Source organism: Rhodococcus sp. T2V, assembly GCF_029269925.1.
GTDB lineage: Bacteria > Actinomycetota > Actinomycetes > Mycobacteriales > Mycobacteriaceae > Rhodococcus_F > Rhodococcus_F koreensis.
The window spans coordinates 82,071-96,591 of record NZ_JARJBD010000034.1 but is presented as its reverse complement, the minus strand read 5'-3'; the positions used below and the strand labels follow the sequence as shown (position 1 = coordinate 96,591).

General features: G+C 68.3%; 14 protein-coding genes. 6 read left to right on the top strand and 8 right to left on the bottom strand.

Features of this window, described 5'->3' with window-relative positions; genetic code table 11:
• Positions 1 to 96 precede the first annotated feature (96 nt).
• Positions 97 to 1,464, top strand: a complete 1,368-nt coding sequence (locus tag P3H15_RS26635; protein ID WP_346348806.1) for a phosphatidylglycerol lysyltransferase domain-containing protein — start codon at positions 97 to 99, stop codon at positions 1,462 to 1,464.
• 10 nt (positions 1,465 to 1,474) lie between these two features.
• Here the strand turns inward: P3H15_RS26635 and P3H15_RS26630 are convergent, their stop codons facing one another.
• The 3 genes from P3H15_RS26630 to P3H15_RS26620 form a co-directional block, all read right to left on the bottom strand.
• On the bottom strand, positions 1,475 to 1,627 hold the full coding sequence (locus P3H15_RS26630) for a hypothetical protein (protein ID WP_276139972.1): 153 nt from the start codon (positions 1,625 to 1,627) through the stop codon (positions 1,475 to 1,477).
• A gap of 128 nt (positions 1,628 to 1,755) precedes the next feature.
• Entirely contained in the window at positions 1,756 to 2,163 is a 408-nt protein-coding gene (locus P3H15_RS26625) for a nuclear transport factor 2 family protein (RefSeq protein ID WP_276139971.1), read from the bottom strand.
• Positions 2,156 to 3,607, bottom strand: a complete 1,452-nt coding sequence (locus P3H15_RS26620; protein ID WP_276139970.1) for a cytosine permease — start codon at positions 3,605 to 3,607, stop codon at positions 2,156 to 2,158. The genes P3H15_RS26625 and P3H15_RS26620 overlap by 8 nt, the downstream gene beginning before the upstream one ends.
• Positions 3,608 to 3,728: 121 nt before the next feature.
• On the opposite strand from P3H15_RS26620, the gene P3H15_RS26615 reads away from it, so the two are divergent.
• Positions 3,729 to 5,240 carry a PucR family transcriptional regulator gene (locus P3H15_RS26615; protein ID WP_276139969.1) on the top strand — a complete coding sequence of 504 codons (1,512 nt, stop codon included), beginning with the start codon at positions 3,729 to 3,731 and terminating at the stop codon, positions 5,238 to 5,240.
• Positions 5,241 to 5,243: 3 nt separating this feature from the next.
• Here the strand turns inward: P3H15_RS26615 and P3H15_RS26610 are convergent, their stop codons facing one another.
• Positions 5,244 to 6,299: a 2,3-butanediol dehydrogenase gene (locus tag P3H15_RS26610; RefSeq protein WP_276139968.1), complete on the bottom strand. Its 1,056-nt coding sequence runs from the start codon at positions 6,297 to 6,299 to the stop codon at positions 5,244 to 5,246.
• Positions 6,300 to 6,489: 190 nt separating this feature from the next.
• Here P3H15_RS26610 and P3H15_RS26605 point away from each other — a divergent pair, with 190 nt between their 5' ends.
• On the top strand, positions 6,490 to 7,131 hold the full coding sequence (locus tag P3H15_RS26605) for a restriction endonuclease (RefSeq protein WP_276139967.1): 642 nt from the start codon (positions 6,490 to 6,492) through the stop codon (positions 7,129 to 7,131).
• A gap of 79 nt (positions 7,132 to 7,210) precedes the next feature.
• Positions 7,211 to 7,588 carry a PH domain-containing protein gene (locus P3H15_RS26600; RefSeq protein ID WP_276139966.1) on the top strand — a complete coding sequence of 126 codons (378 nt, stop codon included), beginning with the start codon at positions 7,211 to 7,213 and terminating at the stop codon, positions 7,586 to 7,588.
• A 79-nt stretch (positions 7,589 to 7,667) separates the two neighbouring features.
• On the opposite strand, the gene P3H15_RS26595 is transcribed toward P3H15_RS26600, so the two are convergent.
• Both P3H15_RS26595 and P3H15_RS26590 read right to left on the bottom strand, forming a co-directional pair.
• Positions 7,668 to 8,129, bottom strand: coding sequence for a 6,7-dimethyl-8-ribityllumazine synthase (locus P3H15_RS26595; protein WP_087557879.1), 462 nt, complete (start codon positions 8,127 to 8,129; stop codon positions 7,668 to 7,670).
• 23 nt (positions 8,130 to 8,152) lie between these two features.
• The gene (locus P3H15_RS26590) at positions 8,153 to 8,665 is read right to left on the bottom strand and encodes an Lrp/AsnC family transcriptional regulator (protein WP_072945874.1); all 513 of its coding nucleotides are present in this window, start codon (positions 8,663 to 8,665) and stop codon (positions 8,153 to 8,155) included.
• A 137-nt stretch (positions 8,666 to 8,802) separates the two neighbouring features.
• On the opposite strand from P3H15_RS26590, the gene P3H15_RS26585 reads away from it, so the two are divergent.
• Both P3H15_RS26585 and P3H15_RS26580 read left to right on the top strand, forming a co-directional pair.
• A complete protein-coding gene (locus P3H15_RS26585) occupies positions 8,803 to 12,315 on the top strand; it encodes an indolepyruvate ferredoxin oxidoreductase family protein (RefSeq protein ID WP_276139965.1) in 3,513 nt (1,170 codons plus the stop codon).
• A gap of 6 nt (positions 12,316 to 12,321) precedes the next feature.
• On the top strand, positions 12,322 to 13,416 hold the full coding sequence (locus tag P3H15_RS26580) for a Glu/Leu/Phe/Val dehydrogenase dimerization domain-containing protein (protein WP_276139964.1): 1,095 nt from the start codon (positions 12,322 to 12,324) through the stop codon (positions 13,414 to 13,416).
• A 66-nt stretch (positions 13,417 to 13,482) separates the two neighbouring features.
• Here the strand turns inward: P3H15_RS26580 and P3H15_RS26575 are convergent, their stop codons facing one another.
• Together P3H15_RS26575 and P3H15_RS26570 are read right to left on the bottom strand one after the other, a co-directional pair.
• Positions 13,483 to 13,896, bottom strand: a complete 414-nt coding sequence (locus tag P3H15_RS26575; protein ID WP_276139963.1) for an ester cyclase — start codon at positions 13,894 to 13,896, stop codon at positions 13,483 to 13,485.
• A 91-nt stretch (positions 13,897 to 13,987) separates the two neighbouring features.
• Positions 13,988 to 14,452 (bottom strand): helix-turn-helix domain-containing protein, encoded by a 465-nt coding sequence (locus tag P3H15_RS26570; protein WP_276139962.1) that lies wholly within the window; start codon positions 14,450 to 14,452, stop codon positions 13,988 to 13,990.
• Positions 14,453 to 14,521: the final 69 nt, after the last annotated feature.

The following is a 14,521-nucleotide window of genomic DNA, read 5'->3' as shown; positions in this document are numbered from 1 at the left end:
ACAGTTCTCCCTGGCAGACCGCAGGGATTCGGCCGAAAGCCGGCCGTAACTTGGGGCTAGATTGGAGGTACGGAACAGTCGTTTCCGGGTGCAGGGGTGCGCGTGCAGAATTCGAAATCGACACCGACGACCGTGCCCGGGCTGCGGGTCTACCGGCCCGAATCGCCCGCGGCGCGGATGGCGCTCGTCGGCGCGACGGTCGTGGTCGGGCTCGTGCTCATGTGGATGGCCGGACGGTCGGGTCCCGTCCGCACGTGGATGGTGGCGTCCGGGATCGCCGTCCTGCTCGTGGCCCGGGGGCTGCACCTGCGGCGGCCCGTCACCGTGACGCATGCGGCCGCGGCGGTACTGATGGTGGCGGCCGCGGATGTGGCGTATTCGAGCGCACATTCGACCCCGGGGTTCCTGCTCCTCGTGGCCACCGGACCCGTCCTGATGTTTCCGGTGCGGAGTGTGCCGCAGCCCGAGGACCGGGCCCGCGTCTTCACCTTGATCCAGCAGACCACCGGCGACCCGTTGTCGCCGTTCGCCCTCAATTCGGCGAAGTCGTACTACTTCAACGCGTCGGGTACCGCGGCGATCGCCTACCGGGCCCGGTCCGGGATCGCCGTCGTCTCCGGCGATCCCATCGGACACCCGCTCGAGTTCGGCGCGCTCCTCGACGAATTCGACGAGTTCGCGGCCGAACGCGGGTGGCGTGTCGCGGTGCTCGGCGCGGGGGAGCGGGTCACGCGGCTGTGGGAGATCGGCAGCGACACCCGAAAACCGTTGACGGCGGTCCCGATCGGCCGCGACGTGGTGATCGACGTCGGATCCTTCACCCTGCACGGCAGGAAGTTCCGCAACCTCCGGCAGGCGGTGCAGCGCACCCGCAACGCCGGGCTGACCACCGAGATCGTCCCCGAAGCCGCGCTCGACGAACCGACACGCCGCGACCTCACAGACATCGTCGACGACGCCCGCGCCGGACACCAGCGCCGGGGGTTCTCGATGATCCTCGACCACCTGCTGGACGGCACGCTCCCCGGACTTCTCGTCGTCGTCGCCCGCGACTGCACCGGTCGCGCCGTCGCCTTCCAGCGGTACGGCACCGCCGATTCCGCCCGCGAGCTGAGCCTCGACGTTCCGTGGCGCGGTGACGGCGCACCGAACGGCACCGACGAACGCATGACCGTCGACGTCATCCGCTACGCCGAGCGGACCGGTGCACGCTCCGTCTCGCTGTCGTTCGCGGCGTTTCCCGAACTCCTCGACCCCGACGCACCCGGTGCCGGCGCCCGGCTCTTCCGCCGCGCCCTGCACCTGGGCGACGCGCTGATCGCGCTGGAGTCGCTGTACCGCTACCTCGGCAAGTTCCATGCGACGGGGAACCGGCGCTACGTGCTCCTGCGTTTCCGCTACCTGCTGCCCGTGGCGTTCGCGTGCCTGACATTCGAATTCGTGCCGCACCGGGAACGGGACTGACGCGCGGGTTTCAGAAGTCGAAGTTCTTCTCGTTCGTCGCCGTGAGCGCGTCGACGACGGCCGCGAGATCGGTCTTGGAGACGTCCGCGGTCTCTACTTTCGGCGTCGATCGCGTCGCCTTGTCCGGTCGGGTCTGGTTCTTGGCGGGCCGTTCGTCCGTCATCTGTGTACCTTCGCGATAGGCCGAGCCGGGCAGGGTTACTCACCAGTACACCGTTACGAGCCGGCCTCCGCAACCCGACGGGGTCCTGATGTGACGTGGTGCACGTCGAGTCGGCTATCTGTCAGCTATCAAGCTGTGTTCGGCTGGGGCGACAGGTGCTCGTGGACGGCGATCCAGCCCGAGCCTTCGCGACGCCGGAACAGGATCGTCTCCCGTTCGTCGAGTTCGACCGTTCCCGTCGAATCCCGCACCGTGGTGCCGACCCGATGCGTCAGCACCGCGACATCCGGGGCCGGGAACGTGACGTTCTGCTCGCTGGAGCGGCACGCCAGGACGCGGAAACCGTCCGACTCCCACTCGGTCCACAGATCGCGGTAGGCCTCGCGACTGGGCAGCGGCTCCGGGTGGGTGTAGAAGACGAACGTCGCGTCCGGGCTGAACGAGGAGAAGTAGGCGGTCGTGTCGTGCTCGCCGAATGCCCGGATCAGCGCGTCGATCGCGTCCTGGACGCCTGCTCTCGTCGCCGTGTCAGCCATGAGCGGGGGTCTCCTCGACTGCCAGTGCGGCTTCGCTGTCTTCGATGAACCGCTCCTCGGTGTCGAGGTCGAGCGACCGGGACAGGAACCAGTACACGATCCCGGACACGGCGAGGCCGACCGCGAACGCGACGTCGACGTCACCGAGCGCCGCGGCGATCGGTCCGACGTAGAACGGCAGCACCATGAACGGAACGGACGCGACGATGCCGGCGAAGAAGGCCGTCATGCCCCGCCACGACCACATTCCGTACAACCCGTCCGGCGTGAACAGGTCGGTGATGGCGTAGTGCCCGCGGCGCACGAAGAAGAAGTCGGTGAGATTGACGGCGGTCCACGGCACGAGGAGGTACAGCATGATGAGCAGCGTCGTGTTCAGGACGGTCGTCGAATCGGTGAACAACAGACTCAGCACCAGCCAGACCGCCGCCAGCGCGAGGACGGTCACCACCCGGATCCGGCGGGAGGGGGTGACCTTCCGGAACGAGTCGATGCCGGTGATCACGGTGAGCATGCCGCTGTACGCGTTCAGGCCCATGGTGGCCACCAGTACGAGCGTCGCGACGAGGGCGAGCACGCTACCGAGGAACGGGACCACCGAGTTGCCGGCGTCGTGGATGCCGGCGAGCGCATCCGTCGCTCCGAGTCGGGTGGCCATCCACGCGCCCACCGGGATCAGCCAGACCGGCGACGCGGAGGCGCCGAGGAACACGGCCGACACGATCGCCGACGTCCGCGTGTTGCGCGGCAGGTACCGCGAGTAGTCCGACACGTACGGCGCGTACGTGATGTTGTAGGAGGCCGCGACACTGAACTGGGCGATGAACGCCAGCAGGGTGAACCCGCCCGTCGTGGCGCCCGCGTCGCCGCCGGCGTGCCCGAACACGACGCCCCACGTGAGGATGGCCCACAGCGGCAGCGACAGCCAGAACAGCACACGGAACGACAGATGCAGCAGGTCGTGGCCGTAGATGGCGAGGAGCGTCGCGACGGCGGTGATGACGACGGCGACGACGGCCGCGTGCCACCCGAAGATGCTGTGCAGGCCCGACTTGATGATGACGACGTCCACCACGTTGAACCCGACGTACGTGAACAAGGTCCCGATCAGCGCGAGGACGACGCCGCGGTAGCCGAACTGCGCGCGGGACTGCACCATCTGCGGGAGTCCGAGGACCGGGCCCTGCGACGCGTGGAACGCCATGAACAACGTTCCGAAGAAGATGCCGAGAATGCCCGCGACGACCGTCCAGCCCAGCGACAGGCCGAGGGCGGGGCCGACGAAGCCGATGGCCACCGTGAAGGGCTGGAAGTTTCCGACGAACCAGAAGGGGCCCTGGTCGCGGACCTTCCCGTGACGTTCGTCCTCGGGGACGTAGTCGATCGAGCGGGTCTCGATGGTGCCACCGAGGGTCGCGGCGGTGTCGCCGGAGTGATCTGTCACTGAAACTCCTAGGAGGTGCTGTGGCTCTGATCACCACTCTGCGCAGTGCGCCGCTCCGGCACCAGAGGCGAGATGTACAGTTCGTCTATTACGGTTGGGCAATTCGTACAAGGGGATGCCGGTGATCACCGTCCAGGACGTGCTGTCCGCTCCCACGCTCCGGCTCACGTCGATGAGCGGCAGGGCCGGGGTGAACAACCCCATCACCGCAGCGCACGTGTCCGAACTGACGCGCCCGCGGGACTGGCTGCAGGGCGGGGAGTTGCTGATGACCGTCGGTCTCATGCTTCCCATGACCGAGTCCGGGTGCCGCGACTACGTCCGGGACTGCGTCGCGGGCGGGGTCGCCGCGCTGTGCCTGGGGCTGGGGCACGGGCTGCCCTATCAGGCACCGCCTGCGCCGCTCGTCGAGGCGGCGCGGGAATTCGGCGTCCCGCTGCTCATCGCCCCCGATTCGGTGCCGTTCATCGCCATCACCAAGTGGATCTTCTCCCGGATCGCCGAGGAGGAGAAACGTGCGCTCGAGGACGCCATCGAAGTGAGCTATCAGCTCACGGCGGTCGCGGCCGGACCGTCGCCGCTGAGCGGACTGCTCGACACGTGGTGTTCCGTCAGCGGCTCACTCTGCGCGGTGCTGGACGCGTCGGGCGGGGTCGTCCAACTCTCCGACGGGGTCGATGCGGCGTTCCTGCACGACGCCGAGGACCAGGTGGGTCGCTACACCACCCGCGCCAGGGGCTGGACGGCGTTCGGCGGCGCCGGTCGGCGCGAACTCGAACTGCACCCCGTTCGCATCGAGAACCCGCTCGCGTTCGTCGTGCTCGAGAGGTCGGCGGACAGCGCGCTGCGGCACGCGTCCAATGTTCTCGTCTCGCTCCTGTCGCTCGAACTCGAACGCCGTCACGTGGCCGGCGAACCCGAGCGGCAGCGGCGGGCGGCGGCGCTGGCGCAGCTGCTCCGGCCCGGACTCCGGCGGGAGCGCGCGCATCAGATCGCCGCCGGCATCGGGCTGTCCCGCGACCCCCTGCAGATCGCTGTCGTGCGCTCCACTCCCGACGCGGTGGCCGATCTGACCGTCCGGATCGGTTCGGCCCTCCCGGATGCCGTCCTGCGGCAGCGCAATTCGGACATCGAGATCGCGCACCCCGAGTCCTCCGGGCTTGCGGACCTGCTGTCCGGTGTCGCGGAGGGATGCGCGATCGGGATCGGCGCGCTGGTTCCCGTGGACGCGCTGGCCGTGTCGGCGATGCAGGCGCGGTCCCTCGTCGCGGTCAGTGCCCGGCTGGGCCGCGTCGTCGACACCAAGGAGGGGGAGACCGTCCAGTTGCTGCTGCGCCTCGGCTCGGCCGACGTGCTCAGCGGCTTCTCGACCGCCGTCCTCGCACCCCTCGATCAGCTCGAGCCGCGCGAACGCGTCGAACTCCAGCGAACACTCGAGGAATGGCTGCGCGCCAACGGGGCATGGGACCCCGCGGCGGCCGCCCTCTCCGTGCACCGCAACACCGTCCGGAACCGGATCGACAAGATCGCGGCGCTGACCGGACGGAACCTCGACCAGGCCGACGATCGCATGGAGTTGTGGCTGGCACTCAAGGCCAGGGCGGTGACGCCGTCGACGGACGAACCCGACTGACGCTCACGCCCGGACCAGGATCTTCACCGCCGTGTCGTTGTGCTCGATCAACGTGGTGAGTCCCTCGGAGACCAGATTGTCGAGTTCGATCCGGCCCGTGATGAACGGGGCCAGGTCGATCACCCCGCTGCGGACCATCTCGATCACCGCCTCGTGGTCGCGGACGTAGGCGATGGTGCCGCGCAGGTCGATCTCCTTGAGGACGAGTTTCTGCATGTCGACCGTCGCGGGCTTGCCCCAGATCGACACGTTCACCACCACGGCCGCGGGTCGGACGGCGTCGAGGATGGTGTCGAGGACGGCATTCACCCCCGCGCACTCGAACCCGAGATCGGCGCCGACACCGCCGGTCAGCTCGAGCACCCGGGCCTTCACGTCCTCCGACGACGGGTCGATCACGTGATCGGCGACCCCGCTGGACAGCGCCTTCTGCTTCCGGGCGTCGCTGAGTTCGGTGACGATCGTGGTGACACCCAGACCCTTCAGGACCGCGGCGACCAGGAGTCCGATCGGTCCGGCACCGCCGACCAGCGCGACGTCGCCGGCCTCGGCCCCGCTGCGGACGACCGCATGATGCGAGACGCTGAGCGGTTCGATCAGAGCCGCCTCGTCGAGCGGGATATCGCCGATCTTGTGCACCCACCGGCGGTCGACCACCACCTTCTCACTGAGTCCGCCTCCGCCACCGGCCAATCCGATGAACCCCATCTTCGTACACAGGTGATAGTTGCCCGCCGTGCAGGACGCGCACTCGTTGCACACGAAGTACGGCTCCACCACCACGTTGTCGCCCACCGCGACATCGGTGACGCCCTCACCGACCTCCTCCACCGTCCCGGAGAACTCGTGGCCCATCGTCACCGGCGCGTTCTCGTGCGACAGCGGATGCGGATGTCCCGGCGGGGATATGAAGATCGGGCCCTCCAGGTACTCGTGCAGGTCGGTGCCGCAGATGCCGCACCACCCGACCCGGAGTTTCACGGCGCCGGGCCGCACGTCCGGTTCGGGGATGTCGTCGATCCGGATGTCGCGTCGTCCGTGGAAGCGCGCTGCTCTCATGAATCCGCCCTCACCTCGTTGTGAACCTGCTGATGGGCCGAACGGTACGACGCCGGTACGGGGCCGGGAAGGGTTGCAGTGCGTTGCAATCCGACGACGACTGTGTGACGTTCACCGGCGGATAGCTGGTTTGGCCGGATCCGCGGGTATCTTCGAAGGGAAAGACTGGTTCGATCTGGGGGAGTGAGGCATGGCACGCATACGCACGGCGGCTGAAGCTGAAATCAATGCCGCCGAGCAGATGCAGAAGCTCGGTTACGGCGACGCGACAGCGCTACTCGGCGGCACGGACGGCGGCATCGACGTCTACTCGTCGCGCGCGTACGCGCAGGTGAAGTGGCGCGGCGGCAGCGCGGGCAAATCCGATCTCGCGAACCTCTACGGCACCCGCGGAACCAGCCACGCCCGGAAGCTCCTGTATTTCTCCGGCCCCGGATACACCGACGAGGCCGTCGACTACGCGGACACCGTCGGCATCGCCCTGTTCCGGTGCGAACCCGACGGCGAAACCCCGCCGGTCGGCGCCCACGCCCCGAAACTGGTGGCCGCTGCGCGTAACTCGACGGTTGCGGTGGCCCCGTCCCCGCCGCCGCCACCCGTGCCCGAGTCGCCGGCGCGCATCGTCGCCCGCAACACATGGGCGATGATCGCGGGCTTCTTCGGCGCGCACTGGCAACTCCTCGGCGCCGTCGTCTGCACGATCGTCCTCATGATCGCCCCCTTCGGTGAAGGGAACGTCGGGCTCCGCGTGTTCGCGACGATCCTCGCCGTCGTCGGCGCGCCGGTGTTCTGGCTCCTCTTCGTCCAGCACCGGAGCGCGTCGCACAGATAGTTCGATCCGTAACGATCTCGCTCGCGCCGACGACAGCCAGCGTGACTGTCGACATTCGAGTGGAATCGCGGAGATGAATATGGGCTTGATGAACGGCCTGATGGGTAATGCGGGAAAGATCGACCCGGCTGCGGCGCAGGCGGAGTACTCGCGACTTCTCGGAAACGGTGAGCAGGTCCACGCCGCGTATCTGCTGGTTCGCGATGCCTTCCTGTTCACCAACCGGCGACTCATTCTCGTCGACAAGCAGGGGATCACGGGAAAGAAGATCGAATACCACAGCGTGCTGTACAAATCGATCACGCATTTCGCGGTGGAGACCGCCGGGAACTTCGATCTCGACGCCGAACTGAAGATCTGGATCTCCGGCAATCCGATTCCGCTGCAGAAGCGGTTCTCGAAGTCGGTGGATATCTACGAGGTGCAGGCGATTCTGTCGCATTTCGTCGCCGGGTAGCGCCCGACCCCTGAATACGACAACACCACCGCCGGAACGTATCGGCGGTGGTGTTCTCGTTGCGGATTCGGGAGGCGAGTCAGTTCGCGGTCGGCAGCGACTTCAGCGATGTGACGGTGGCGACGCAGGCCCGCGCGGCCTCGGCGCCCTTCTTGACGAAATGCTCGCCGAAGTAGGTGAGGTGCTCGTCGTGCTCGTGGAAGTGGTGCGGGGTCAGCACAACCGAGAACACCGGCACGTCCGTGTCGAGTTGCACCCGCATGAGGCCGTCGATCACCGCGGTCGCGACGAACTCGTGCCGGTAGATGCCGCCGTCGACGACGAGCGCGGCCGCGACAACGGCGTCGTAACGCCCCGTAAGGGCGAGGCGGCGTGCGTGCAGCGGGATCTCGAACGCGCCCGGCACCTCGAAGAAGTCCAGATCGTCCTTCGAATAGCCCAGCGTGGTCACCTCGTCGGTGAAGCCGTCGCGTGCGCGGTCGACGATGTTGCGGTGCCACGTGGCCTGGATGAACGCGATTCGTCCCTGACTCTCACTCATGGTCTGAAACTACTGCACCGGTACTAGCGGTGTGAACGGGGCAGTGCCGTCGACCGGCCCCACCCGGAGTCGTCGGTGAGGTGCTCGAGCAGCGGCTGAATCCGGTACGGCAGCGGGCTCGTCAGCGCGATGGTGGTCGTCGAATGCGTGATGCCGGGCAGGTTCGCGATCTTCTCCAGCAACTTCTGCAGTTCCGCGTGCGTGGACGTGGCCACCCGCACCAGCAGGTCCTCCCGGCCGGTGGTCGCGTGGATCTCGATGACCTCCGGCAGGTCGACGAGACGGTTGCCGACGGCGGTCAGCTTGCCCTGTTCGAGTTCCAGTCCGACGAACGCCTGGATGGGAATGCCGACCTCGGCGAGGTCGAGGTTGGGGCGGAAGCCGGTGAGCAGCCCGCTGGTCTCCATGCGCTTCATCCGGGACTGCACGGTGTTGCGGGCGACGCCCAGCGAGTTGGCGAGTTCGGCCACGCTCATGCGTGAGTCCTGGCCGAGCAGTCCGAGCAACTGCACGTCGAGCTTGTCGATGCTGAGCACTTTGGGTACCTCCGGGAAGTGACCACCGTCACCTGTTGCGTGAACTGATCAGTTGATCCGATTTGCGTTGACCAAATCATAGAGCAGATACAGGATCAAGCTCACGAAATGCTCAACGCGACGGATCGGGAATCGCAATGACTCAGCTAGACGACGCTCGTACCAGTGCAGCATCCTTTGATCTCGCCGACCGATACCGGGCCGACTCGGGTCCGGTGTTGATGACCGGTGTCCAGGCCATCGCCCGCCAGCTGGTGGAGCAGCACGAACGCGACCGCCGCGCGGGCCTGAACGTCGCGACGTTCGTCTCCGGCTACCAGGGCAGCCCCCTCGCCGGCCTCGACCGCACCATCGCCGCCATCCCCACGCTGAGCACCGACCACGACGTGAAGTTCGTGCCCGGCATGAACGAGGAACTCGCCGCGACGTCCGTCTGGGGCAGCCAGGTGGACCTCCCGCAGGGCGAGCGCACGCACGACGGCGTCGTCGGCGTCTGGTACGGCAAGGGTCCCGGCCTCGACCGCGCCAGCGACTCCATCCGGCACGCCGCGATGTACGGCGCCAATGCGCGCGGCGGCGTCCTCGTCCTCGTCGGCGACGACCCCAACGCCAAGTCCTCCACCATCCCCTGCGCCAGCGAACGGTCCATGGCCGCGATGGGCATGCCCGTCTTCTTCCCGCGCAACGCCGAGGAGGTCATCACGTTCGGCCTCTACGGGGTGGCGCTGTCGCGGATCTCCGGCTGCTGGTCGGGCATGAAGATCGTCGCCGACGTCGCCGACGGACTCTGGACCCTCGACCGCGACTTCGCCGACCTCGACATCGTGCTCCCCGAGATCGAGTGGAACGGCAAGCCGTGGTCGTACCGGCAGCGCGTGCTCGCGTCCCCGCCCGACAGCGTCTACGCCGAGGCCGACCTCTACGGCCCGCGCTGGGCGATGGTCGAGGCGTTCAACGCCGCCAACGACATCGACGCGATCGAGGTCAACCCGCGCACCGCGTGGCTGGGCATCGCCGCCGTCGGCACCGCCTACGACTCGCTGCGCCAGGCCCTGCTCGACCTCGGGCTCGGCGACTCCCAGCTCGAGGACGCCGGCATCCGCATCCTGCGGGTCGGCATGCCCTACCCGCTGGGCGCCGACAAGGTTCGCGAACTCGCCGACGGCGTCGAGCAGGTCCTCGTCGTCGAGGAGAAGATGCCGTTCGTCGAGTCGCAGCTCAAGGACATCCTGTACGGCGGCGCCAGTGCACCCGCCGTGCTGGGGAAGAAGAACGCGCAGGGCGAGAACCTGATCCCCGTCGACGGCGAACTGACCGCCGCCCGGCTCACCGGACCGCTGCGTCGTGTCCTGAAGGACCGGGTCGCGCTGACCCCGGCCCCGCCGCCGCGCCTCGAGCTGACCGTCCTCCCGACGTCGCGCACCCCGTACTTCTGCTCCGGCTGCCCGCACAACCGCTCCACCGCGGTGCCCGAGGGATCGATCGCGGGCGGCGGCATCGGCTGCCACACCCTGGTCACCATGTCCGGCCGCACCGACAGCGCCGTCACCATGCTCACCCAGATGGGCGGCGAGGGTGCGCAGTGGATCGGGCAGGCCCCGTTCAGCGACGTCAAGCACATGTTCCAGAACGTCGGCGACGGCACCTACTTCCACTCCGGCCAACTCGCCGTGCAGGCGTGCGTCGCGGCCGGCGTCAACATCACGTACAAGGTGCTGTACAACTCCGCCGTCGCGATGACCGGCGCCCAGGACGCCGAGGCCGGGCTGACCGTGCCGCAGCTGACCCACAAGCTGGCGTCCGAGGGCGTCAAGCAGATCATCGTCTGCGCCGAGGACCCGAAGCGGCACAAGGGCGCCCACTTCGCCGCCAACACGCTGCTGTGGGACCGCACCCGGCTCGACGAGGCGCAGCGCGTCCTGCGCGACATCGAAGGCGTCACCGTCCTCATCTTCGATCAGCAGTGCGCCGCCGAGGCCCGCCGCAAGCGCAAGCGCGGCAAGCTGCCGGCCCGCCGCACCCGCGTCGTCATCAACGAGGCCGTCTGCGAGGGCTGCGGCGACTGCGGCGTCAAGTCGAACTGCCTGTCCGTGCAGCCCGTCGACACCGAGTTCGGCCGCAAGACCAAGATCGACCAGACCAGCTGCAACACCGACTACTCCTGCCTCGAGGGCGACTGCCCGTCGTTCGTGACGGTCGAACTGCCCGAGGAGGGCGCGCCGAAGACGTTGCGCGAGATCCCGGTTCCGCCGGAGGTCGGCGACCCCGATCCCGCCGTGTGGACCGGAACCCACAACCTGTTCATGGCCGGTGTCGGTGGTACCGGCATCGTCACCGTCAACCAGGTGCTGGGCATGGCCGCGCTGCGTGCCGGGCTGCACGTCGAGGGACTCGACCAGACCGGCCTCAGCCAGAAGGCCGGGCCCGTCACGTCGCACCTGCGGCTCAGCGACCAGACGACTCGGTCGGGAAGCTCGGCGCCGTCCAACCGGATCAGCCCCGCCACCGCCGACTGCGTCCTCGCGTTCGACCTGCTGACCGCCGCCGACGCCAAGTACGCCGGGTTCGGCAGCTCCGACCGCACCATCACCGTCGCGTCGACGAGCCAGACCCCGACCGGCGACATGGTCTACGACCCCGCCGTCCGCTACCCGGACGAGGACAAGCTGCTCGAGCGTCTCGACGTCTCGGCCCGCGAACTCACCGCGATCGACGGGCTCGCCGCCGCCACCGCGCTGTTCGGCAGCACCGCCGCCGCAAACTTCCTGCTGGTCGGCGCCGCCTACCAGGCCGGCGGACTGCCCGTCCCCGCCCGGTTCATCGAGGAAGCCCTCGAGATCAACGGGGTGGCCGTCGAGTCCAACAAGGCCGCGTTCCACTGGGGACGCGTCGCCGTCGCCGACCGGGAAGCCTTCCTCGCCGCCACCAGCTCGGCCGCCGTGCCGCAGCGCAGCGACACCGTCGTCCCGTTCCACCTGTTCGCCGGGTCCACCCTGGGCGGCACGACCCGCGAGCTCACCGAACGCCGCGCCGCGAACCTCGTCGCCTTCCAGGGTGACCGCGTCGCCGCCCGCTACATCGCCCTGGTGCAGCAGGCGTGGAACGCCGAGCGTGAGCTGGGCGACCGGACCGAGTTCAGCGAGGCCGTCGCCGCCGGGCTGCACAAGCTCACCGCCTACAAGGACGAGTACGAAGTGGCCCGGATGCTCACCGACCAGGCCTTCCTCGACGCGGCCGCCGGTGAGGTCCCCGGCGCGGGGAAGCTCACCTACAAGCTGCACCCGCCGGTCCTCAAGGCCATGGGCCGCAAGACCAAGATCGGATTCGGCCCCCGCTCCCACGTCGCGCTCAAGACCCTCGCCAAGGCGAAGTTCCTGCGCGGCACCGCGTTCGACCCGTTCGGCTACGCCAAGGTCCGTCGTCTCGAGCGTCAACTGCTCGCGCACTACGAGGCCACGGTCGCCGGCCTGATCGCCGACCTCACCGCCGACACGTACGACACCGCCACGCTGATCGCCGCGACTCCCGACCTCGTCCGGGGCTACGAGGACGTCAAGTTGCGCAACGTCACCGTCTACCTCCAGCGTCTCGCCGAACTCGGCGTCGACACCTCCACCATCACCATCGCCACCCCTTCGGAAAGGTCCTGAGAAGACATGACTCTCACCGCGGAACGTCACGCCACCGCACCGCTCCAGAACGCCGGAGTGTTCGAACGGACCGATTTCCCCACCGACACCGCGCACGAGCAGGTGACGTTCTTCCAGGACCCCGCCACCGGACTCAAGGCGATCGTCGCGATCCACGACACCACCCTCGGACCGGCGCTCGGCGGCACCCGGTTCTACCCCTACGCCGACGAGGCCGCCGCCCTCAAGGACGTCCTACGGCTGTCGCGGGGCATGACCTACAAGTCGGCGATCGCCGGAGTCGACCTCGGCGGCGGCAAGGCTGTCATCATCGGCGACCCGGCCACCGGAAAGTCGGAGGCGCTGCTCGAGGCGTACGCCCGCTTCGTCCAGACGCTCGGCGGGCGCTACATCACCGCCGGTGACGTGGGCACCAACTCCGACGACCTCGACGTGATGGGCCGCGCCACCGACTACGTCGTCGGACGCAACACCGCCGCCGGCGGATCCGGTGACAGCGCCCCGATGACCGCCCTCGGTGTCTTCCAGGGCATGCGCGCCGGCGCGCAGGAGAAGTGGGGCACTCCGAGCCTCGCCGGCCGCGTCGTCGGCGTCGAGGGTGTCGGGAAGGTCGGGTACCAGCTGATCAAGCTGCTGCTCGCCGACGGCGCATCGGTGGTCGCCACCGACGTCAACGCCGCCGCACTCGATCGCGTGGCCCGCGACTTCCCCGACGTCAAGATCGCCTCCAGCGTCATCGACCAGGGACTCGACGTCTACGCACCCTGCGCGATGGGCGCCACCCTCACCGACGAATCCGTCGCCGCGATCACCGCCCAGGTGATCTGCGGGGCCGCGAACAACCAGCTCGCCCACCCGATCGTCGAGCACGATCTCGGTGACCGCGGCATCACGTGGGTCCCCGACTACGTCGCCAACGGCGGCGGGCTCATCCAGGTCGCCGGCGAGCGGCTCGGCACGTCCGCCGACGACGTCCGCGCACAGGTCGAGAAGATCTTCGCCACCGTCGTGCAGATCCTCGACGTCGCGAAGCGGGACGGCATCCTCGCCGGCGCCGCAGCCGACGCCGTCGCCGAGGCCCGGATCGCGGCAGCGAAGTAGGCGGCTCCGCCGCCCGTGAGTGGTTAACGAGTCCCTGCACTCGTTAACCACTCACGGGCCGTATGCCTAGGCCGTCAGCCGCCGGTGCAGCTCCCAGGCATTGCGCTCCACGCGGTTGGATTCGAGCATCCCGTCGGCGCGAACGTTCCACACGGCGGTGCCGATCAGGTGGATGGGCTGCCCATCGGGTTCGGTGCCCATGAATCCGCGATTGCGGCCAGTCATCTCCCACAGCGACGCGACGCGGGAGCCGTCCGCGTTCTGGAACGTTTCGACGGGGATGAACTCCAGATCCTCGACGGTGGACTGGAACTTCAGCACCCATTCCTTGAAATGGGCCCGGCCGCGGATCGTCTCTCCGCCGCTGACGATGACGAAGTTTTCGACCACGAGCTCGTCGATCGCGTGGGGGTCCTGGGGTGACTGCCACACCCGGGCCCAGAAATTCTCGACTGCGTGAACTCCGTGTTGATGGGACATGCGTTCTTGCCTCTCTCTGGCTTGGAATTTCCAAGTTAGCATGGGTATGACGAGGTCAGGCCGTCGTTTTCTCACGATGTGGCCGGCTTCGTCAGTCGCCCGCGGGCGCCGGTTCTCCCCGCTGCACGTGCAGAGTCGATGCGGACACGCGTCGGCCGTCGTCGGTGACGAAGGCCAGGGACACGGCCTCGCCGGTGGTCTCGTCCGAGTATTCGGGGGAGGTGCTCCCCGGACGCGGCAGGTGGTCACGACCGAACTGGCCCAGCGCCCCGATCACGACATGCAACTCCCTGCCCTTCTCGGTCAGCACATACTCCTGACGTTCCCGCGACCCCACCTGGCGGTACGCGCGGCGCTCGAGTATGCCTTCGTCGACGAGCAACGCCAGCCGGGCGGTGAGCACATCGGACGCCACACCGAGACTGCGCGTGAACTCCGAGAATCGGCTGTGACCCCAGAAGGCGTCACGGACGATGAGCAGCGTCCACCGGTCGCCCAGGACCTCGAGCGCACGCGCGATGGAACAGCGGGCAGGCGTGGCCGGGGACGGGCTCATACGACGAGAATAGTCGCGCCAGGCTTGGCGGGTCCAAGTCAGCGGCTGCGCCGCCCGTGCGCGGCGAAC

Excerpts from the sequence above, each read along its gene's own strand:
- P3H15_RS26605 (WP_276139967.1), top strand. The coding sequence starts at position 6,490 with ATGGCACGCATACGCACGGCGGCTGAAGCTGAAATCAATGCCGCCGAG.
- P3H15_RS26595 (WP_087557879.1), bottom strand. The coding sequence starts at position 8,129 with ATGAGTGAGAGTCAGGGACGAATCGCGTTCATCCAGGCCACGTGGCAC.
- P3H15_RS26625 (WP_276139971.1), bottom strand. The coding sequence starts at position 2,163 with ATGGCTGACACGGCGACGAGAGCAGGCGTCCAGGACGCGATCGACGCG.
- P3H15_RS26585 (WP_276139965.1), top strand. The coding sequence starts at position 8,803 with ATGACTCAGCTAGACGACGCTCGTACCAGTGCAGCATCCTTTGATCTC.
- P3H15_RS26575 (WP_276139963.1), bottom strand. The coding sequence starts at position 13,896 with ATGTCCCATCAACACGGAGTTCACGCAGTCGAGAATTTCTGGGCCCGG.
- P3H15_RS26630 (WP_276139972.1), bottom strand. The coding sequence starts at position 1,627 with ATGACGGACGAACGGCCCGCCAAGAACCAGACCCGACCGGACAAGGCG.
- P3H15_RS26580 (WP_276139964.1), top strand. The coding sequence starts at position 12,322 with ATGACTCTCACCGCGGAACGTCACGCCACCGCACCGCTCCAGAACGCC.
- P3H15_RS26600 (WP_276139966.1), top strand. The coding sequence starts at position 7,211 with ATGGGCTTGATGAACGGCCTGATGGGTAATGCGGGAAAGATCGACCCG.
- P3H15_RS26570 (WP_276139962.1), bottom strand. The coding sequence starts at position 14,452 with ATGAGCCCGTCCCCGGCCACGCCTGCCCGCTGTTCCATCGCGCGTGCG.
- P3H15_RS26610 (WP_276139968.1), bottom strand. The coding sequence starts at position 6,299 with ATGAGAGCAGCGCGCTTCCACGGACGACGCGACATCCGGATCGACGAC.